The 18,930-nt window shown below is 72.3% G+C and carries 18 protein-coding genes; 4 read left to right on the top strand and 14 right to left on the bottom strand.

Annotation, left to right across the window (positions count from 1 at the left end; translation table 11 throughout):
• Nucleotides 1-88: 88 nt before the first annotated feature.
• The 4 genes from ACFV9H_RS04780 to ACFV9H_RS04765 form a co-directional block, all read right to left on the bottom strand.
• Complete coding sequence (locus ACFV9H_RS04780) at nucleotides 89-2,176, bottom strand: hypothetical protein (RefSeq protein ID WP_385393321.1); 2,088 nt, start codon at nucleotides 2,174-2,176, stop codon at nucleotides 89-91.
• A 99-nt stretch (nucleotides 2,177-2,275) separates the two neighbouring features.
• Nucleotides 2,276-2,662: a PPOX class F420-dependent oxidoreductase gene (locus ACFV9H_RS04775; protein WP_385393318.1), complete on the bottom strand. Its 387-nt coding sequence runs from the start codon at nucleotides 2,660-2,662 to the stop codon at nucleotides 2,276-2,278.
• A 9-nt stretch (nucleotides 2,663-2,671) separates the two neighbouring features.
• Nucleotides 2,672-2,971 (bottom strand): hypothetical protein, encoded by a 300-nt coding sequence (locus ACFV9H_RS04770; protein ID WP_385393315.1) that lies wholly within the window; start codon nucleotides 2,969-2,971, stop codon nucleotides 2,672-2,674.
• 95 nt (nucleotides 2,972-3,066) lie between these two features.
• Nucleotides 3,067-3,318 carry a helix-turn-helix domain-containing protein gene (locus ACFV9H_RS04765; RefSeq protein ID WP_385393312.1) on the bottom strand — a complete coding sequence of 84 codons (252 nt, stop codon included), beginning with the start codon at nucleotides 3,316-3,318 and terminating at the stop codon, nucleotides 3,067-3,069.
• Nucleotides 3,319-3,383: 65 nt separating this feature from the next.
• Here ACFV9H_RS04765 and map point away from each other — a divergent pair, with 65 nt between their 5' ends.
• Nucleotides 3,384-4,151: a type I methionyl aminopeptidase gene (gene map / locus ACFV9H_RS04760; protein ID WP_385393309.1), complete on the top strand. Its 768-nt coding sequence runs from the start codon at nucleotides 3,384-3,386 to the stop codon at nucleotides 4,149-4,151.
• Between the two features lie 3 nt (nucleotides 4,152-4,154).
• Here map and ggt read toward each other — a convergent pair whose 3' ends face one another.
• A complete protein-coding gene (gene ggt / locus ACFV9H_RS04755; protein ID WP_385393306.1) occupies nucleotides 4,155-5,951 on the bottom strand; it encodes a gamma-glutamyltransferase in 1,797 nt (598 codons plus the stop codon).
• A 124-nt stretch (nucleotides 5,952-6,075) separates the two neighbouring features.
• Here ggt and ACFV9H_RS04750 point away from each other — a divergent pair, with 124 nt between their 5' ends.
• Nucleotides 6,076-6,801 (top strand): hypothetical protein, encoded by a 726-nt coding sequence (locus ACFV9H_RS04750; protein WP_385393303.1) that lies wholly within the window; start codon nucleotides 6,076-6,078, stop codon nucleotides 6,799-6,801.
• Here the strand turns inward: ACFV9H_RS04750 and ACFV9H_RS04745 are convergent.
• The 6 genes from ACFV9H_RS04745 to ACFV9H_RS04720 form a co-directional block, all read right to left on the bottom strand.
• Nucleotides 6,761-8,020, bottom strand: a complete 1,260-nt coding sequence (locus tag ACFV9H_RS04745; protein ID WP_385393300.1) for a cytochrome P450 — start codon at nucleotides 8,018-8,020, stop codon at nucleotides 6,761-6,763. The genes ACFV9H_RS04750 and ACFV9H_RS04745 overlap by 41 nt on opposite strands.
• A 105-nt stretch (nucleotides 8,021-8,125) precedes the next feature.
• Complete coding sequence (locus ACFV9H_RS04740) at nucleotides 8,126-8,644, bottom strand: hypothetical protein (protein WP_385393297.1); 519 nt, start codon at nucleotides 8,642-8,644, stop codon at nucleotides 8,126-8,128.
• The gene (locus tag ACFV9H_RS04735; protein ID WP_385393294.1) at nucleotides 8,641-10,089 is read right to left on the bottom strand and encodes an ATP-binding protein; all 1,449 of its coding nucleotides are present in this window, start codon (nucleotides 10,087-10,089) and stop codon (nucleotides 8,641-8,643) included. Before ACFV9H_RS04735 ends, ACFV9H_RS04740 begins: the two co-directional genes overlap by 4 nt.
• A gap of 22 nt (nucleotides 10,090-10,111) precedes the next feature.
• The gene (locus tag ACFV9H_RS04730; RefSeq protein WP_385393292.1) at nucleotides 10,112-10,795 is read right to left on the bottom strand and encodes a response regulator; all 684 of its coding nucleotides are present in this window, start codon (nucleotides 10,793-10,795) and stop codon (nucleotides 10,112-10,114) included.
• 39 nt (nucleotides 10,796-10,834) lie between these two features.
• A complete protein-coding gene (gene murJ, locus ACFV9H_RS04725; RefSeq protein WP_385393289.1) occupies nucleotides 10,835-12,523 on the bottom strand; it encodes a murein biosynthesis integral membrane protein MurJ in 1,689 nt (562 codons plus the stop codon).
• Nucleotides 12,520-13,683 (bottom strand): lipid II:glycine glycyltransferase FemX, encoded by a 1,164-nt coding sequence (locus ACFV9H_RS04720; protein WP_385393287.1) that lies wholly within the window; start codon nucleotides 13,681-13,683, stop codon nucleotides 12,520-12,522. Before ACFV9H_RS04720 ends, murJ begins: the two co-directional genes overlap by 4 nt.
• Nucleotides 13,684-13,936: 253 nt before the next feature.
• Here ACFV9H_RS04720 and ACFV9H_RS04715 point away from each other — a divergent pair, with 253 nt between their 5' ends.
• Nucleotides 13,937-15,115: an Ig-like domain-containing protein gene (locus ACFV9H_RS04715; RefSeq protein ID WP_385393516.1), complete on the top strand. Its 1,179-nt coding sequence runs from the start codon at nucleotides 13,937-13,939 to the stop codon at nucleotides 15,113-15,115.
• A gap of 123 nt (nucleotides 15,116-15,238) precedes the next feature.
• Entirely contained in the window at nucleotides 15,239-16,843 is a 1,605-nt protein-coding gene (locus tag ACFV9H_RS04710; RefSeq protein ID WP_385393285.1) for an alpha/beta fold hydrolase, read from the top strand.
• Between the two features lie 31 nt (nucleotides 16,844-16,874).
• Here ACFV9H_RS04710 and ACFV9H_RS04705 read toward each other — a convergent pair whose 3' ends face one another.
• The 3 genes from ACFV9H_RS04705 to ACFV9H_RS04695 all read right to left on the bottom strand — a co-directional run bounded on the left by ACFV9H_RS04705 (nucleotide 16,875) and on the right by ACFV9H_RS04695 (nucleotide 18,916).
• Complete coding sequence (locus ACFV9H_RS04705; RefSeq protein WP_385393283.1) at nucleotides 16,875-17,618, bottom strand: amino acid ABC transporter ATP-binding protein; 744 nt, start codon at nucleotides 17,616-17,618, stop codon at nucleotides 16,875-16,877.
• 5 nt (nucleotides 17,619-17,623) lie between these two features.
• Nucleotides 17,624-18,064, bottom strand: coding sequence for a DUF6278 family protein (locus tag ACFV9H_RS04700; RefSeq protein WP_385393280.1), 441 nt, complete (start codon nucleotides 18,062-18,064; stop codon nucleotides 17,624-17,626).
• Nucleotides 18,065-18,136: 72 nt separating this feature from the next.
• On the bottom strand, nucleotides 18,137-18,916 hold the full coding sequence (locus tag ACFV9H_RS04695) for an exodeoxyribonuclease III (protein ID WP_385393277.1): 780 nt from the start codon (nucleotides 18,914-18,916) through the stop codon (nucleotides 18,137-18,139).
• Nucleotides 18,917-18,930 lie beyond the last annotated feature (14 nt).

Below are 18,930 nucleotides of genomic sequence, written 5' to 3'. Positions count from 1 at the left end.
CAGCCTGGGGCAAGACCGCGTTGCGCGGTTGGAGTAGTCGATCACGTTACGTCGCCACGCGGTCGGTTCCGGTCAGTTGGCGGGCGGTTTACGCCGTGGCCACGCCGGCCAGGCGGAGGGCGTGGACGAGGTCCCGGTGCCGGGAGCCGGGCAGTGCGCGGGCCGCCCGGAGCAGGCGGGGCGCGAACCACTGCGGGGCGCGGCGGGCCAGGGCGGCGGCCTCCTCGGCGGTGCGGACGTCGACGAAGGCGGCGAGGAGCACGCCGGCCTCCCGGTCCCGGCCGGCGTGCCCGAGCGCGAGGGCGGCGTCGGCGATCTCGGCGGCGGGGCGGGCCATGCCCTGGCGCAGCAGCCGGTCGCAGTCGGCCTCCCGGCCGGCCTCGCCGAGCGCGGCGGCGAGCGCGGCGAGCCGCTCGGGCGGGAGCGAGGCCGCCTCCCAGAGCAGCGTGGCCCAGTCGGCCGCGAGCCCGGCCCGCCCCAACTCGACGGCCACCCCGGGCAACCGCCCGGCGGGCCAGGCGGCGACCTCGCACAGCAGGGCATGCGCCTCCCCGCTGCGCCCTTCGCCGCGCAACGCGACCAGCCGCGCCACAACACCCCGCGCCGGATCCCCTGCGGTGGGCTCGGGGAAGTGGCTCGTGGCCGGACCGGCCCCTACGGGAGCGTCGGCGAAATGGTCAACTGACCTTCCACCAGGGGATGTCGGGAACCCACCTACCGGGGAAACCGGGTGGGTCCCGACCTCCGCGACGCCGAAACGGGCACCGCGGAGCCCCGCCGGGAACGCCGAGTGGCCCGGGGTCTCCGGGCCACCGAAGCCGGCACCACCCGGCCCCGCCGGGAAGGCCGAGTGGCCCGGGGTCTCCGAGGCACCGAAGCCCGCACCGCCGGGCCCTCCCGAGGACGCCGAGTGGCCCAGGGTCTCCGGGGCACCGAAGCCCGCACCACCCGACCCTCCCGAGGACGCCGAGTGGCCCAGGGTCTCCGAGGCGCCGAAGCCCACACCACCGGACCCTCCCGAGGACGCCGGGTGGGTTGCTTTCTCCGGGGTCGGCCCGGCCGTGCCGGTTGCCGGCTCCGGACGGGGGCGGCCGAGCCGCGCACCTCTGGGGGTCGTCTCCTGCGGGCTTCCGAAGCGCGCTCCGCGCGGGGCCCGCAGGCCGGGTTCCTGATCGGAATCCGGGCCGGGGCGGCCGAGGTCCGGCAGGGTGTAGGCCGTGGTATCGGGGGCCTCCGAGCCGGCGTACCGGGCGCCTCCGGACCGCCGCCCACCCCGCAACCACCGCCCCTCGGCCCGCCCGACGGGCCGCTCGCCCTCGGGCACCCGCTGCCGGGGCACCCCGGACAACGACTCGCCAACGGGCTGCGCGTCCGCGCCGGCCGAGGGCCGGCCGGACCCCAACCCCCCGGCCCCCACGCCCCCCGGCCCCGCAGGAAACCCAGCACCCTCCGCCCCGGCAGACCCCTCACCCAGCAGACCGCCAGGCCCCGCCAATCCCGCGCCCGCCGACCCGGCAAACCCCCCACCCAGCAGACCGAGAGGCCCGGTATCCCCCGCAAACCCCGCGTCCAGCGGACCGGCAGCCCCCGCAGGGTTCGTGGGCGCCGCGCCGCGCGGACCGGTGGGGTCCGCCGGGTTCGTGGGCATCGGAGAGCCCGGCCATGGCGGACCCGGCAGGCCCCGCGACGGCGGCGGGGAGCCCGCAGGGGTGCGGTGTGCCTCCCCGGGAGGGGACACGGCGGACAGGCGGGTCGTCAGGTCGGCCTGGCGGGACGTGGCTCGGGTGGCGTCGTCGCGGGTCCAGGAGAGTTCCAGGGACAGGGCGTCCGCCTCCGACGGGTCGGCCGTGGAGGCCAGCCGCGCCGCGAGGTGGCGTAGGGCCGCCTCCGAGTCCGCGCGCTGGGCCGTCGACGCCGCGAGCAGGGACCGCAGTTCGGTCCCGCCGCCCGGCAGGCGGTCCCACGCCGTGACGGCCGCCGCCCGCAGCCGGGCCGCGTATACGGTCTCCCGCCCCGCGAACTCCGCGCCGCGGGCCGCCGCCAAGTCCCCCAGCAGGGACTCCAGCACGTCCCACGGAACCATCGCGCGCCCCTCGACGCAGGCTCGCAGGCCTTCGGGATCCCGGCGCAGGAACTCCCCGTACCAGCCCGCCCCGGGATCCAGCCTCTGCGTCAATCCCCGCAAATATTCGGCGAGTTGAATGATCACCTGCGAAGTCGCGGTCTCCATGACCGCATTGGATCGCGCCAGTGTTACGGGCGGGCTACGCGCACTTCAAACCTTGACGGCGATCCCGGTGTGCGGCCGCTTGCCCAGCCGGACCACCGCGCCGGGCAGGTCCAGCGCCCAGAATTGCCAGGTGTACTTGCGCGACATCAGCTTGCGCACCCGCTTCAGGCCGGCCTCGTCCAGCAACCGCGCCTGGCCCTCCAGCACCGGCGCCCCCTCCGGCACCCGGCCCTTCACGTCGCACGCGGCGACGGTGACCCGCCCGTTGTTGCGGATCCGCTTCACCTTCCAGGTGTCCGTGCGCGTCCACACGTACAGCTCACCGCCGTCCGCCACGGCCCATACCGGCGTGGCGACGGGCGTGCCGTCCTTGCGGAAGGTGGTGAGGCTGACGTACCTGCCCCGGTTCAGTTCGTCGAGCGTCAGAGTCATGCCCGGAGCCTAGCTTCGAGCAGAGCTCTTACGGGAGCTCCCCTCGGAGGCCTCGGCCCCCGTACCGACCAGCGGGCCCTGGTCCACCACATCGGCCCGGCCTTCGGGGACGGCGCAGGCCGCGAGCAGTAGACCGGCCGCGAGGAGCGCGCCGAGGAGTCCGAGGCACAGTCGCTTGGACGAGTCCGCCGCGTTGGCCGCTTTGGCCGCGCCGGCCGGGCGGGACGTGCGGGACGTGCGGACTGCGTGCGACCCGCGGGCGTGCGACCCGCGGGCGCGCGATGCGTGCGATGCGTTCGTGGCTGCCACGCCTCACGCTTGCCCCGCGCTCCCCCGCTCCCACCGCCGGTTGCTCCGTCCGGCCTCCGGACACCGCCCCCGAGACCCCCGGGTGGCCTCGGGCGTCAGGCGGAGACGAGCGCGCAGCGACGCAGCACGTCGTCCAAGGAGAGGCCGAGGACCTCCGCGAGGGCCGCGACGGTGAAGAAGGCGGGGGTGGGCGCGCGGCCGGTCTCGATCTTGCGGAGGGTCTCGGCGGACAGCCCCGCGCCGGCCGCGACCTCGACCATGCTGCGCCCGGCGCGGGCCTCCCGCAGGAGGGCGCCCAGTCGCTCGCCGCGTGCGCGCTCTTCCGGGGTCAAGGGGGTACGGACCATGCGGTCATCCTACCCCGCCACCCCAATAACTATCCCGGTAAAGTTATACCGGTATAGTTATTGGCATGGTGGAACTGAAGACGGACCGATCGATCGACGAGATGCGCGCCGCGGGCCGGGTGGTCGCGCACGCCCTGGCCGCCGTGCGGGAGCGCGCGCGGGTAGGGGTGTCCCTGCTGGACCTGGATCGGGTGGCGCGCGCCGTGCTGCGGGAGGCCGGCGCCTCCTCGCCCTTCCTCGGCTACCGGCCGCGCTTCGCGCCGGTTCCCTTCCCGGCGGTGGTCTGCGCCTCGGTCAACGACGCGATCGTGCACGGCATCCCGGACGGGTACCGACTGCGCGACGGCGACCTGGTCAGCATCGACTGCGGCGCGAAGCTCGGCGGCTGGGTCGGGGACGCTGCCGTCAGCTTCACGGTCGGTCGGGCCCGCCCCGCCGACCTGCGGCTGATCGAGACCGCGGAGGCGGCCCTCGCGGCCGGCATCGCCGCCGCCGTGCCGGGCAACCGGATCGGCGACATCGCCCACGCGATCGGCACGGTGTGCCGGGGCGCCGGGTACGGGATTCCGGACGGCTTCGGCGGCCACGGCGTGGGCCGGACCATGCACGAGGACCCGGGCGTGCCCAACGAGGGCCCGCCGGGGCGCGGCATGCGACTGCGCCCCGGCATGGTCCTGGCGATCGAGCCGATGCTGATCGCGGGCGGCACGGACGACTACGCCTGTGACGGGGACGGCTGGACCCTGCGCACCGTCGACGGCAGCCGCGCCGCGCACGCGGAGCACACGGTCGCGATCACCGCCGACGGCCCGAGGATCCTGACCGCCCTGTAGGCGCTACGGCTTCCCGTGCGGGCGTACGACCATCGCCGAGCCGCCGCCGCGGCGGGTGGTTTCGGCGGCGGCCAGCCAGCGGCCGTCCGGCAGCCGCTGCACACCGGTGGCGGCGCCGATCTCCGGGTTCTGCCGGAAGCCCTGGCCGAGCGCCTCCAACTCCGCGCGCAGCGGGCTGTTCCACAGGCCAGGCTCCAGCTCGGTGGTGGTCTGGTTGCGCTGGCTGGCGCGCGGCGCGGCGATCGCGTCTACCAGCGGCAGGCCCCGGTCCAGGTGGCCGGTCAGGGTCTGCAGGACGGTGGTGATGATGGTGGCGCCGCCCGGGGAGCCGACGGCCAGGATCGGCCGGCCGTCCTGGAGGACGATGGTCGGGGACATGGAGGAGCGCGGCCGCTTGCCGGGGCCGGGCAGGTTCGGGTCCGGGACGCCGGGGGCGGCCGGGGCGAAGGAGAAGTCCGTCAGCTCGTTGTTGAGCAGGAAGCCGCGGCCCGGGACGGTGATCGCGCTGCCGCCGGTGGATTCGATGGTCAGGGTGTAGGAGACCACGTTGCCCCAGCGGTCGGCGACCGTCAGGTGCGTGGTGTTCTCGCCCTCGTACGTGGTCGGGGCGGCCTGTCCGGTGGTGGCGCAGGGTGCGGGGTTGCGCGGATCACCGGGGGCGAGCGGGCTGGTGAGGGTGGAGTCGGGCTTGATCAGGCAGGCGCGCGAGTCGGCGTAGGCCTGGGAGAGCAGCTGCTTCGTCGGGACGTCCTGCGCGGCCGGGTCGCCGACCCAGCGGCCCCGGTCGGCGAAGGAGATCCGGGAGGCCTCGATGAACCGGTGCAGGTACTGGGTCTCGGAGAGCGCCGAGAGGTCGCTGCCCTCCAGGATGTTCAGGGCCTCGCCGACGGTGGTGCCGCCGGAGGAGGAGGGCGCCATGCTGTAGACGTCCAGGCCGCGGTAGCCGACCTTGGTCGGGGCTTGGCGCTTGGTCTCGTACGCCCGCAGGTCCCCGGTGGTCAGGTCACCGGCGCGGACCTTGCGGGTGGCGGCCGGGTCGACGGGGGGCGTGCGGACGGCCCGGACGATGTCCTCGGCGATTTGGCCGCGGTAGAGCGCGCCGGTCCCCTTGCGGCCGAGTTCCGCGTACGTGGTGGCCAGGTCGGGGTTCTTGAAAGTGGAGCCGACCACGGGCAGGGCGCCGCCCGGCAGGAAGAGCTTCGCGGTGTCCGGGAAGTCCTTGAACCGGGCCTCGTTGGCGGCGGTCTGGGCGCGGAAGGTGGCGTCCACGGTGAAGCCGTCGCGGGCCAGTTTCTCGGCGGGCCGCAGCAGCCGGCCGAGCGGGCGGGTGCCCCAGGCGTCGAGGGCGCTCTTCCAGGTGGCGGGGGTGCCGGGGACGCCGACGCCGAGGCCGCTCGTTTGGCCCTCCGCGAAGGGGATCGGGAGGCCGTTCTCCTGGAAGAGGGTGTCGGTGGCGGTGGCGGGCGCGGTCTCGCGGCCGTCGATGGTGTGCACCCGGCCGGAGCGGGCGTCGTAGTAGACGAAGTAGCCGCCTCCGCCGATGCCCGCCGAGTAGGGCTCGGTGACCCCGAGCGCCGCGGCGGTCGCGACGGCCGCGTCAACGGCGTTGCCGCCGGAGCGCAGGACGGCGATGCCCGCGGCGGAGGCGTCCGCGTCGACACTGGCGACGGCCCCGCCGTAGCCCGTCGCGACGGGCACCTTGGCCGGGGTGGTCACGCCGGGCGGGGCCGCGGCGCCGGTCGAAACGAGTGCGGCGACGAGGGCCAGCAGTGGTAACGGGCGGGCTACGAAGCGGTGCATCCGGACCTCCAGTGGCAGCGTGCGCCGAGCCTAGCGGCGAGGCTGCCGCCCCGTCAGGGCATCTGTCCCCCCGTAGCGGCACCGGCCTGTGGAACCCGAACCCGGATGCCTTAGCATCCCGCGCATGAACGACGACGTGCGCAACATCGTGCTCGGGGTGATAGCCACCGCCGTCAGCGGCGGGTTCGGCTGGTTCACCCGGACCTACCAGTGGCGGCGCGCACTCCGCCGCAAGCAGGCCTTCTTCGGCCTGCCCACCGGGTCCGACTGTCTTTTCGTGGTCAACCGGCAGATGGGCGGCACCGATTCGTCGCTGCACCGCAACGACGCCTTCGCGCTGCTGGAGATATCCGCCCTGATCAAGGACTGCGGGGCGAACCTGCAGATCGTCACCCACGACACGGCCCGCCAGGGCTTCGGTGAACGGGCCGAGTTCTGCGTCGGCGGTCCGGTCTCCAACGCCCGCACGACGGCGCACCTGAACTCCATGCTCCCGGGAGTGCGCGTCGACGTGTCCACCGAGCCCGGCCCGGACCGTGGTTCCATCGCCGTCGGCGGGGAGACGTACCGCTGGGAGAAGGGCCTGGTCGAGTACGTGCTGCTGGCGCGACTGACGACGGGACGGGGCTCGCGGCCGGTGTTCCTGCTCTCGGGGCAGACCGCCAACAGCAACCAGGCCGCGGCTCGTTACCTGGCCCGGCACCACCGGCGACTCGCCCGCAAGTACGACGGGGACTCCTTCTGCCTGGTGCTGAAGGTCATCAATTCGGACGCCTACGGTCCCGACGTGTCGGAACTGGTCGCGGACGTCACCGCGGCGGCCCGGACACCCGTAGCGGCAGCCGCGTGATCCCGTTGATGAAGTTGGAGACCAACCGCCTTGGCGGTCCCGCCAGTTCGGGCGGGGGCATGGTCGCGCACCACTCCTCGTAGAGGGTGCGCAGCTGGAGCCGGGCGAAGTGGGCGCCCAGGCAGACGTGCGGGCCGTCCCCGAACGAGACGTGCGGGTTGGGCGTACGGGTCAGGTCGAGGCGGCCGGGGTCGGTGAAGACGCGCTCGTCGTGGTTGGCGGAGGCGTGGAAGACCACCACCTTGTCCCCGGCCCGGATCGGCTGTCCGGCGAGCTCGGTGTCCGCGGCGGCGGTGCGACGGAAGCTGAGCACCGGCGGGTGGACGCGCAGGAGTTCCTCGACGGCCCGGTCCATCGGGGCGCGGCCGTCGGCCAGTTGCCGATGGGAGTCCGGGTCGCCGGCCAGCGCGAGCAGACCGCCGGGGGCGGCGCTGCGTACGGTGTCGTTGCCGGCGACGGTCAGCAGGAAGAAGAACATCTCCAGCTCGGCCGGGTCGAGCCCGGCCAGGGCCAGGGCGGTCATCACGTCGTCGTCCGGGTGCGCGCGCTTGTGGGCGGCGAGTTCGCGGGCGTACGCGAACATCTCGCCGAGCAGCGCCGGGGAGCGCGGGTTGAGCGGCTTGCCGTCGGGACCGAGCAGCGGCTCCGGAGCGTCCTCGGGGTCCTGGTAGCCGATGATCCGTACGGTCCACTCCAGCAGCAGGGCACGATCGGAGGCCGGGACGCCCAGCAGGTCGGTGAGGTTCAGCAGGGCGTACTCGTCGGTGACGGTGCGCACCACGTCGGCGGCCCCGTCCTCGGCTCCGTCCCGGGCGGCGGCGAGCAGGGTGCGGGCGCGGTCCCGTACCCGGCCGCCGAAGGCGTCGACGCGGGCTGGGGTGAAGGCGCGGGACACGAGCCGGCGCAGCCTGCCGTGGTCCGGAGGGTCCTGGTTGAGCATGGTGCGGCGCAGGAACGGCAGGTCGGCCGGGTCGGGGTCGCGGATCTGGGTGGCGCCCAGCCAGGAGGAGTACGTCCGGTGGTCGCGCAGGACCCGTACGACGTCGGCGTGCCGGGTGACGGCCCAGAAGCCGGGACCGGCGGGCCAGCCCAGGATCTCCGGCTCCGCCTGCCAGGCCACCGGGTGCCGTTCGCGCAGCAGGCGGTAGCGCTCGTGGGGGACGCCCTCGGCGTAGAGGCGGGGGTCGAAGACGTCGGGGACGTCACCGGCGTGATCCATGGGCCCACGGTGGCGGCCCCGGAGCCGTCCGCGCAAGGGCCGCGCGGGGGCTGCGTGCGGGCTGCGTGCGGGCTGCGTGCGGGCTGCGTGCGGGCTGCGTGGCGGCTACACGGGGGGATGGTCCGCCACGCCGTCGCAGCCGACCGCCGCGAGCGTGGTGTCGATTCCGTCGAGGGCGACCGCGGTCCGGTTCTCCTGGCCGCCGGTGGAGGCGACGGTGCACACCAGTTGGCGGCGGGCCGTCGGCGTCAGGTCCTGGACCGCGAACGGCAGCGCCACGGTGATCACGCCCGGCGCCGTGTTCGAGATCGCCGAGACGTCCAGCCGCTTGCCGTGCACGGAGGGCACTTGGGTGGTGAGGCCGGCCTCCTGCTCCTTCCGGCCGGGGCCGTCCAGCAGCCGGGTGAGCACCTGGATCGGCGCCGGCTGGGGGACGTCCCGCTGCGGGACCGGGGCGAGCCGCCCTTCCGGCGTGAGGAAGTAGACCACCGAGAATTCCTCGGGGACGGCCACCGGCACGGTCGCGGCGGAGCCGCTGTCGACCGGCCCGGTGGGCTTGATCCCGCATCCGGCGAGCAGCAGCGGGCTCAGCAACGCCGCGGTGACGGCCCGTGCCCGGGTCATGCGCGGGCCTCCAGGGGCATGTCGAGGGTGAAGACGGCTCCCCCGGCGGGCCCGTTGCCCGCTCGCAGGGTGCCGCCGTGCAGGCGTACGTTCTCCAGGGTGATGGCGAGGCCGAGGCCGCTGCCCGACGAGCGGGTGCGGGCGGCGTCGGCCTTGAAGAAGCGGTCGAAGATGTGCGGGAGCACCTCGGGGGCGATGCCCGGACCGCTGTCGGCGACCTCGATGAGCAGTCGGTCGCCCGCGCCGTCCGACCCGGAGCCGGTCCGTACGGTGATCCGCACGGGCGCGCCGCCGTGTTTGAGGGCGTTGCCGACCAGGTTGGCGAGGACCACGTCGAAGCGGCGCGGGTCGAGACGGGCGCGGACCTCGTGCGGCAGATCGGTGACGGTGACCACCCGGCCGTCGTCCCAGTGGCGGCGCTCCAGTGTCTTGCCGACGGCCTCGGCCAGGTCCACGTCGTCCAGGTTGAGTTCGGCGGCGCGGGCGTCGAAGCGGGATATCTCCATGAGGTCCTCGACGAGGACGGCGAGCTTCCCGGTCTCGGCGCTGATCAGCCGCAGCGCCTTCGCGGTGTCCGGGTCGAGGCGTTCGGCGTCCTCGTCGAGGACCTCGGTGACGGCGAGCATCCCGGCGAGCGGGGTGCGCAGTTCGTGTGAGACGTCGGCGGCGAAGCGGCGGGCCCGGGCCTCCGCCTCCCGGAGTTCGGTCACGGACTGTTCGAGGGCGCGGGCGGTCTCGTTGAAGGTACGGGCGAGCCCGGCGAGTTCGTCGGCGCCCCTGACCTCGATGCGGGTGTCCAGGCGGCCCCGGCCGAGCCGTTGGGCGGCGCGGCGCATGTCCCGTACGGGGCGCAGCACGCTGCGCGCGGCGAGCAGGGCGGGAATGAGGGCGATGGCGAGGCCGGGGACGGCACCCTGTTGGGCGGCGTCGACCATGGCCTTCACGGTGGCCTCTTCGGCGTCGAGCGGCATGGTGGCGTAGAAGACGACGCCGGTGGGGACGCGGGACCCGCTGTAGGTGAACACGGCCGGCATGGCGACGACGAGGTAGGGGTTGCCGGAGCGGTCCTCGACGCGCTGGAAGGCGCCGTGCGGGTTGGCCGTCACCTTCTGGCGGAGCGCGTCGGTGACCACGGTGGAGGTGGCCGGGCTCACGTTGGAGGAGACCCGCAGGGTGCCGTACTCGCCGAAGACCGTCCACGGGTGCGGCTTGCCGCGCTTGGCGATTTCATTGACACGGCTCTGGAGTTCCAGCTGTTCCATGGGCAGTTGCAGGGCCTGCTGCTCCATCTGGTCCCGCAGGGTGGACACGGCGGTGTCCTGGGTCTGGGTGAGGATCGCGTTGCGCGCCTTCTGGTAGGTGAGGGCGGCCGTGGTGACCGCGCAGATCGCGGCGACCAGCAGGAAAGCCGCGATCAGCCGGGTGCGCAGGCCGAGCGGCGCCATCCGTCTCACCTCGTACCCCTCCCTAGAGCGGACCGAAGCGGTAGCCGAAGCCGCGCACGGTCTGGATGTAGCGGGGGGCGGCGTCGGGGTCCTCGACCTTGGTGCGCAGGCGGCGGACGCAGGCGTCCACGAGCCGGGCGTCGGCGTGGTAGCTGTGCTCCCAGACGTACTCCAGCAGCTGCTGGCGGGAGAAGACCTGCTCGGGCGAGGCCGACAGGTGCAGGAGGAGCTTGATCTCGCTGGGGGCGAGGGGGACGCGCTCGCCGTTCTTGGCGACGGTGAGCCCGCTGCGGTCGATGGCCAGTTCGCCGTGGAACTCGATCCCGGGGCGGGCGCCCACGGGGTCGCTGAGCCGGCGCAGGACCGCCTTGATGCGGGCCTCGATCACCTCGGTGCGGGCGGGTTTGACTATGTAGTCGTCGGCTCCGGCCTCCAGGCCGATGACCACGTCGAAGTCGTCCCCGCGCGCGGTGAGCATGATGATCGGGACCTCACTGGTCTCGCGGATCCGGCGGCACACCTGCACGCCGTTGATCCCCGGCAGCATCAGGTCGAGCAGGACCAGCTCGGGGCGGAAGCTGTTGAGCAGGGCGAGGCCGTCCTCGCCGGTCTCGGCGGCGCTCACCTCGTGGCCGCGGCGGCGCAGGCCGAGGCCCACTCCCTCACGGATGGAAGGGTCGTCCTCGATCAGCAGTACGCGTGGCATCCGGTCAGTATCCAAGGTGGTTCGCGGCTTCGTCTCCCTCTAACGGCCGATCTTGCGCCGCAGGGAGGCCGTCAGGTCGGTGATCTCCGTCAGGCGCAGCGGCCCGGCAAGGAGGACGACGACGAGCGCGAGGGCCGCGGTTCCCGCCGCGACGGCCGCGAAGTTGCCGAGGGGGTCGGCGGCGCGGGCGGCCGCGTACCCGGCGGCGGCCGCGGGCACGCAGGCTGCCAGCAGCTTCAGGTGGGTCCGTACCGCGCTCGCCCGGCTCTCGGTGGACGTCCCCGCGGTACGGGTTCCCGCGCGCGGGCGGAGCCGGCGGGCCAGTACGTACCCGGTGACGGCCGCGCCCACGGTGAAGGCGATGGAGCAGGCGGCGGCCATGCCGGTGACCGCCCAGCGCGGTGGCAGCAGGAGGTACGCGGCGGCCGAGAGCCCGGCGTTCAGGGCGGCGATGACCAGGTTGAGGAAGAAGGGGGTCCGGGTGTCGGACAGGGCGTAGAAGCCGCGGGAGAGCACGTACTGCGCGGAGTAGGCGATCAGGCCGGGGGCGAAGGCCGCCAGCATGCCGGCCATGACGGCGATGTCGGCCGCGCCCGTGCGCCCGTACTCGAAGACGCTGCCCATCACCCAGGGCGCGAGGGCGGCGAAGAGCGCGGCGGCCGGGACGACGAGGGCCGCGCTGGAGCGCAGCGCGTAGGAGACGTCCTTGCGCACGCCGGCGAGGTCGCCGTCGGTGGCGGCGGCGCTCATCCGGGGCATGAGGGCGGTGACGAGGGAGACCGTGATGATGCCCTGCGGGACCATCCACAGCAGGTAGGCGTTGCTGTAGGCGGTGTAGCCGGCGCCTCCGGCCAGGCCCGCGTCGACGGCCCGCTGTCCGGTGGCGGTGGAGAGCCGGGTCACGACCCAGTAGGCGAGCTGATTGGTCAGGACGAGCAGGACGAGCCAGCCCGCGTTGCGCAGCGGACGGGCGAGGCCGCTGCCGCGCCAGTCGAAGCGGGGGCGCCAGCGGAAGCGGGCGGCGCGCAGCGAGGGGACGAGGGCGAGGGCCTGGACGACGATGCCGACGGTGGTGCCGATGCCCAGCAGTCGGATCTCGGAGGCCGTCAAACCTCCCGTATTCCCTTGACTGTCCTGAGACACGAACAGGAAGAGCCCGAAGACGGCGATGACGACCAGGTTGTTGAGGACCGGGGTCCACATCATCGCGCCGAACCGGCCGCGGGCATTGAGTACCTGCCCGAGCAGCGTGAACAGCCCGTAGAAGAGGATCTGCGGAAGGCAGTAGCGGGCGAGGGCGACGGTGGTGGACTCCTGGCCGCCGGTGTAGCCGGTGTACGCCGAGACGATCAGCGGGGCGGCGAGCACGGCGACGGCGGTGAGGGCCAGCAGTGCGGCCGTGCACACGGTGAGCAACCGGTCGGTGTAGGCGGCGCCGCCGTCCGCGTGCTCCTTTGCGGCGCGGACCAGCTCGGGGACGAAGACCGCGTTGAGGGCGCCGCCGATGAGCAGGATGTACAGGATGTTCGGGACCGTGTTGGCGACGGCGTAACCGTCTCCGAGCAGTCCGGTGCCGAGCGCCGCGACGACGACGGCCGAGCGGACGAATCCGGTGGCGCGGGAGACGATCGACCCGGCGGCCATGAGCGCGCCGCTGCGCAGCACCGAGGTCTTCTGCGGCGCGGGGGCGGATATGTCCGCCGGCGGCGCCGTGGTGCCGTTGCTCACCGGCGGGCCAGATAGGCCTGGAACGCCTTGTGGAGCGCCGTGTTGGCGTATCCGTCCATCGGGATCTCCCACTCGCCGAGCGTCTCGACGACCTGCCCGCCGGTGCCGAGCTTCCAGCGCAGCAACCCGAAGGAGCGTTCGTCGGGGTCAAGGGTGGAGGGTACCCCGCGCATGTCGTACTCGTCCGCTCCGAGGGCGTGGGCGTCGCACATCATGCGCCACTGCAGCGCGTTGCTGGGCCGTACCTCGCGGCGGTGGTCGGCGGAGGCTCCGGTCTGGTACCAGACCCGGCTCCCGGCGACGATCATCGTGTGGGCGGCGAGGATCTCGCCCTGGTGTATGCCCAGGTAGAGCCGCATCCGGCCGGGCTCCTCGGCGTTGAGGACCTCGTACTGGCGCTGGTAGTAGGCGAGGGAGCGGCCGAGGCGGAAACCGTCGCGTTCCTCGGTGATCCGCAGCAGCCGGTAGAAGTCGGGCAGGTCGTCCGCGGTGCCGAGGACCGTCTCCACGCCCGCCTTGCCGGCCTTGCGCACATTGCGCCGCCACTCCTGGTTCAGCCCCGACCACAGGTCGTCGAGGGAGCGGCCCGCGAGCGGCACGCGGAAGACGTGGCGGGGCTGTGCGTCGCCGTCGTCCTCGCCGCCGCAGCGCTTCCAGCCGCGGGTGCGCAGCCGGTCGGCGAGGGCGGCGCCGACCGGGTCGACCTCGGTGGCGAGGACGTCGGACAGCTGCCGGCCGGGCCCGGTGGCGGACTTGACGGTGGCCGCGTCCCAGCGACGGTACGCGGGCGTGGGGCCGATGCGGACGGCGAAGGCTCCGGCGGCTTTCAGGTGGCGCATGAGCGGGGTCAGCCAGCGGTCGATGTGCGGGTCGGACCAGTCGGCGACGGGACCTTCGGGGAGATAGGCGAAGTATTTGCGCGTGCCGGGAAATTGGCGGTAGAGAACGAGTCCGGCACCCTTGATCCGGCCGTCGGGACAGTGCCATCCGACCCTTTCCGAACGCCAAAGGTCCTTCACCTCGGCCCATGACGGGTACTGCAGAAAGCTCGCCCGCCCGTGCCGGGAAAGGAAGTCCTGGTATTCGGCGACGGACAGGGCGCGCACCCGGAGCTCCTGGTCCTGGTCCTGCTGGGCTGGGGTCACGAGCAGTGCACACACGGCTGACGGCCTTCCTGTTCGCCGGGATCGACGCGAATCGACGACTCACAGAACTCTCACAGCCGCGCATGACCGAACTGCGCGGCGATTGTGACCGGACGATGACCGTTTCGCTGCGGTCCATGTCACAGCCGAAATACGGATCTCTTCCCCGGATTCCGCAACCTAGAGTCGACTCGTTCGCTCTTGCTTTGCGGACGTTCACACTTCGGAGGGGTTTTCGTTGAGCCGCATACGCACTCGTCGCGCCGTGATGACGGGCACCGCAGTCCTGGCTGCCGCACTGACCGCCTGTTCGGGCGGAAGCGGGGGCGGGGGCGGGGCCGCCGGCGCGGCCGGCAACGCCGAGATCAAGCAGAAGCCGGACATGGCGATCGCGGTGAACCTCACGGGCGATCAGGTCAAGGCGGGCGAGCCGGTGAAGGTGACCATCGCCGACGGCAAGCTGGCTCAGGTGAAGGTGACGGACGCCAAGGGCGGTGAACTGGCCGGGCAGATATCCGCCGACGCCAAGAGCTGGACCTCCGAGCGCAACGCCTCACCGGGCACGGACTACAAGGTCGAGGCGCAGAACACCGAGAGCCAGAGCGCCACGACCCAGTTCAAGACCGGTGCGGCCGACAAGGTCAACAAGGTCTCGATCAACCTCGCGAAGGGCAGCACGGTGGGCGTGGCCATGCCCGTCTCGCTCGTCTTCGACAACCCGGTGACCAACAAGGCCGAGGTGGAGAAGCAGTTGAAGGTCACCTCCTCGAACGGCACCGAGGGGTCGTGGGGCTGGTTCAAGGACTACTCCGGCAAGGACCGCGTCGACTGGCGGCCGAAGGAGTACTGGAAGTCCGGCACGGACGTGAAGGTCGACATGAACCTGAACGGCGTGGACTCCGGCAAGGGCGGCGGTCTCTTCGCCCGGGACTACAACACCGAATTCAAGATCGGCAAGGACCGTCGGATGGAGGTCAGCCTCGACACCAAGAAGATGACGGTGACCGAGGACGGCCAGACGGTGAAGACGATCCCGATCTCGGCCGGCACCCCGGGCGGCAAGAAGGCCTCCTGGTCCGGGAAGATGGTGCTGATGTCCAAGGAGGGCACCATCCGGATGGACTCCCAGACGGTGGGCCTGGGCGACGCCTACGACAAGATGGTCGACTACTCGATGCGGCTCACCTGGTCGGGCATGTACGCGCACGCCGCGCCGTGGAACGCGGGGAACTTCGGCCGCGCCAACACGAGTTCGGGCTGTGTCGGGATGAGCGACGCCAACGCCGCGTCCTTCTACTCCGAGGTGCAGGTCGGCGACCCCTTCGAGGTCGTCGGTGACGGTTCCAAGGGCAATGCCGAGCTCGGCAACGGCTACGGCGAGTGGAACCTGTCCTGGGACCAGTGGAAGGCCAAGAGCGCCCTGTCCGGAGCGCCGCAGAACGGCTGACGCCGGGGACTGACTTCCATTCAATCGTTACCACCGCGTAACTTACTGATGGGTTACTTTCGGTAAGCCCCTCCCGTTACCGTCGGGTCACTTTGACAACCCGGCGCACGCGAGGAGCGATTGATGCAGCGCACCACCACCGCCGCCGCAGCCGTGGCAGCCGTACTGGCGGCCGCCGCCCTGGGCCTGTCCCCCCACCAGGCCCAGGCGGCCCCCGCCCCCGCCCCCGCCCTGACCGTCGCCGCCGACGCCTCCTCGGCGGCGTCCGGGGTGACCTTCCACGACATCCCGGGCTCCGGCGGCATCACCCTCAAGGGCAACGTCTTCACTCCGGCCGACGCCGAATCCGGCCGGAAGTACCCCCTGATCGTGCTGCCCACGAGCTGGGGCATGCCGCAGATCGAATACATCGCCCAGGCCAAGAAGCTCGCCGACTCCGGCTACGTGGTGGTCAGTTACACCTCCCGCGGCTTCTGGCTCTCCGGCGGACAGATCGAGGTGGCCGGCCCGCCGGACGTCGCCGACGTCTCCGCCGTCATCGACTGGGCCCTCGCCCACACCCCCGCCGACGCCGACCGGATCGGCCTCGGCGGAGTCTCGTACGGCGCGGGCATCAGCCTGCTGGCCTCCGCGCACGACAGCCGCGTCAAGGCCGTGGTCGCGATGAGCGGCTGGGCCGACCTCATCGAATCCATCTACTCGGGCCGCACCCAACACCTCCAGGCCGCCGCCCTGCTCGGCGGCGCCGGCTACCTCACCGGCCGCCCCGGGCCCGAACTCCAGCAGATCCTCGGCGACTTCCTCGGCTCGAAGCTGGAGAACGAGCAGGCCATGATCGACTGGGGCAGGAAGCGCTCCCCCTCCGAGCAGGTGGACCGGATCAACGCCAACGGCGCCGCGATCATGATGGGCAACGCCTGGGGCGACACCATCTTCCCGCCCAACCAGTACGCGAAGTTCTTCGAGAAGCTGACCGGCCCCAAGCGCCTGGAGTTCCGCCCCGGCGACCACGCCACCGCCGAGGCGACCGGCCTCCTCGGCCTGCCCAACGACACCTGGACCAACGCCCACCGCTGGTTCGACCGCTACCTCAAGGGCGAGCGCAACGGCGTCGACACCGAGGCACCGGTGCGGATCAAGCCCCGCGGCGACGCCGGGTACGAGAGCTACGCCGACTGGAAGTCGGTCGGCGCGGGCGGCACCGAGAAGCTCGCGCTCGGCGACAGCGAACACGTCTTCGCCAACGTCGACTCCGGGGCCAATGGCGGCATCGTCATGCTCTCCAACCTCCTCGACCAGTTCGTCCAGGCGCCGCCGACCGCCTCCATCCCGCTCCTCCCCCGCTCCTTCGCCGCCGTCTGGCAGTCCGAGCGCCACTCCGAGGAGCGCCGCATCCGCGGCACGGTCAAGGTGCACACCACCGTCACCCCCACCAAGGCCGACGGCACCTTCGTCGCCTACCTCTACGACGTCGGCCCGCTCGGCATCGGCAAGCTCGTCAGCAACGCCCCGTACACCTTCCACGGCAAGACCCCGAACCGGGCCTTCGGCGTGGACCTGGAGCTCTTCTCCACCGCCTACGACGTCCCCGCGGGCCACCGGCTCGCCGTCGTCATCGACACCGTCGACCCGCTCTACATCGAGCACAACCCCTTCGGCGCCCAGCTGACCTTCTCCTCGCCGAGCGGCGACCCCAGTTACGTCTCGGTGCCGCTGCGCGAACAGTGAGCCCCCGGTAATCCCCCCTTGTGATCCCCCGTCAGTGCTTGAGGATCTTGGAGAGGAAGTCCTTGGCCCGGTCGCTCTCCGGGGCGGTGAAGAACTGCTCCGGAGTGCGGTCCTCCACGATCTGCCCGTCGGCCATGAAGACGACGCGGTTGGCGGCGGACCGGGCGAAGCCCATCTCGTGGGTGACCACGACCATGGTCATCCCCTCCCGGGCGAGCTGCCGCATCACCTCCAGCACCTCGTTGATCATCTCCGGGTCGAGGGCGGAGGTGGGCTCGTCGAAGAGCAGGGCCTTGGGGTTCATGGCGAGGGCGCGGGCGATGGCCACGCGCTGCTGCTGTCCGCCGGAGAGCTGTGCGGGGAACTTCGGAGCCTGGTCGGCGAGGCCGACGCGGTCCAGGAGCTCCCGGGACCGCTTGTCGGCCTCGTCCCGCTTGCGTCCGCGGACCTTCACCTGGGCCAGCGAGACGTTGGCGAGGACCGTCTTGTGCGCGAAGAGGTTGAAGGACTGGAAGACCATCCCCACCTCGGCGCGCAACCGGGCCAGGTCCTTGCCCTCGGCGGGCAGCGGCTTCCCGTCGAGGGTGATCGTGCCCGATTCGATGGTCTCCAGCCGGTTGATCGCCCGGCAGAGGGTCGATTTCCCGGATCCGGAGGGGCCGATGATCACCACCACCTCGCCACGGCCGACGGCGAGGTCGATGTCCCGGAGCACGTGGAGGTCTCCGAAGTGCTTGTTGACGCCCCGCAGCTCGATCAGCGGATCGACGGTCATGGTCGTCACCCCTCCGAGGCCTCGGCGTAGGCCTGGCTGAGCTCGGGGGATCCGGTCATCGCCCAGGACACCCCCGACTCGATCACGTTCAGCTCCCGGCCCGAGGCCAGCCGGATCACCGGCTGGCCGCTCGGCCAGACCTCCCAGCCGGACCCCGGAACCGTGCGGATGATCACGGTCCCGAGGTAGAAGCCGGCGTCGTTGCCGAGCCACGGCACGACCTCGGGATCCCGCCGCCAGCGGGGCATCAGCTGGTCGAGGGCCTCCAACGAGGCCACGCTCTCGTCGAGTTCGAGCCCGGCCGCCCGTGCCTGGACGCGCAACATCTCACACTCCGAGAACAACTCGGCGACGCCCTCGGGGTCGTCGGCGAAGGCGGCGGCGAGTCCCGCGCGCTGTTCCGTTTCGTGTCGGTTCAGCCAGTTGTCCAGGAAAGGGATGTTCATACCGCCCAGCGTCGCACCAGGACCCGCCGCCGGCCACAGGGCGCGCCTGAATCGGACCGGACGGTTCTGGTTCTAGAGCTCCAGGTCGACGACCACGGGGGCGTGGTCCGAGGCACCCTTGCCCTTGCGCTCCTCGCGGTCCACGAAGGCGTCCTTGACGGCCTTGGTGAAGGGCTCGTTCCCGTACACCAGGTCGATGCGCATGCCCTTGTTCTTGGGAAACGCGAGCTGGCGGTAGTCCCAGTACGTGTACGGCCGGTCGTACTTGAGGGGGCGCGGCATCACGTCGGAGAGCCCGGCGAGCCGCAGCGCCTCCAGGGCGGCCCGCTCGGCGGGGGTGACGTGGGTCAGTCCGACGAAGACGGACGGGTCCCAGACGTCCTCGTCGGTCGGGGCCACGTTGAAGTCGCCGAGCACGGCGAAGGGGCGCGGGCCGGCGGCGTCCTCGGCGACGGCGGTGGTCAGCGCGCGGAACCAGTCGAGCTTGTAGCCGTAGTGGTCGTGCTCGACTTCGCGGCCGTTGGGCACGTACACCGACCAGAGCCGGACCCCGCCGCAGGTGGCGGAGATCGCTCGGGGCTCGTCCACGCCCTCGTAGCCGGGCCCGCCCGGCAGGCCCACGACCACGTCCTCCAGGCCGACCTTGGAGAGCAGGGCCACCCCGTTCCAGCGGCCGGTGGCGTTGACGACCGACTCGTAGCCCAGCTCGCGCAGCTCGGCATGCGGGAACTGTTCGGCGGAGCACTTGGTCTCCTGGATGCACAGGACATCCGTGCCGGAGCTCTCCAGCCAGGCGAGCAGGCGCGGCAGCCGGGCGGTGATGGAGTTGACGTTGAACGTGGCGATACGCATACGTCCCAACCTAC

It is taken from the genome of Streptomyces sp. NPDC059874 (assembly GCF_042731135.1).
Lineage (GTDB): Bacteria > Actinomycetota > Actinomycetes > Streptomycetales > Streptomycetaceae > Streptomyces.
Note: the sequence above shows the minus strand (reverse complement) of the source record. Positions and strands in the feature narration are given on the sequence as shown.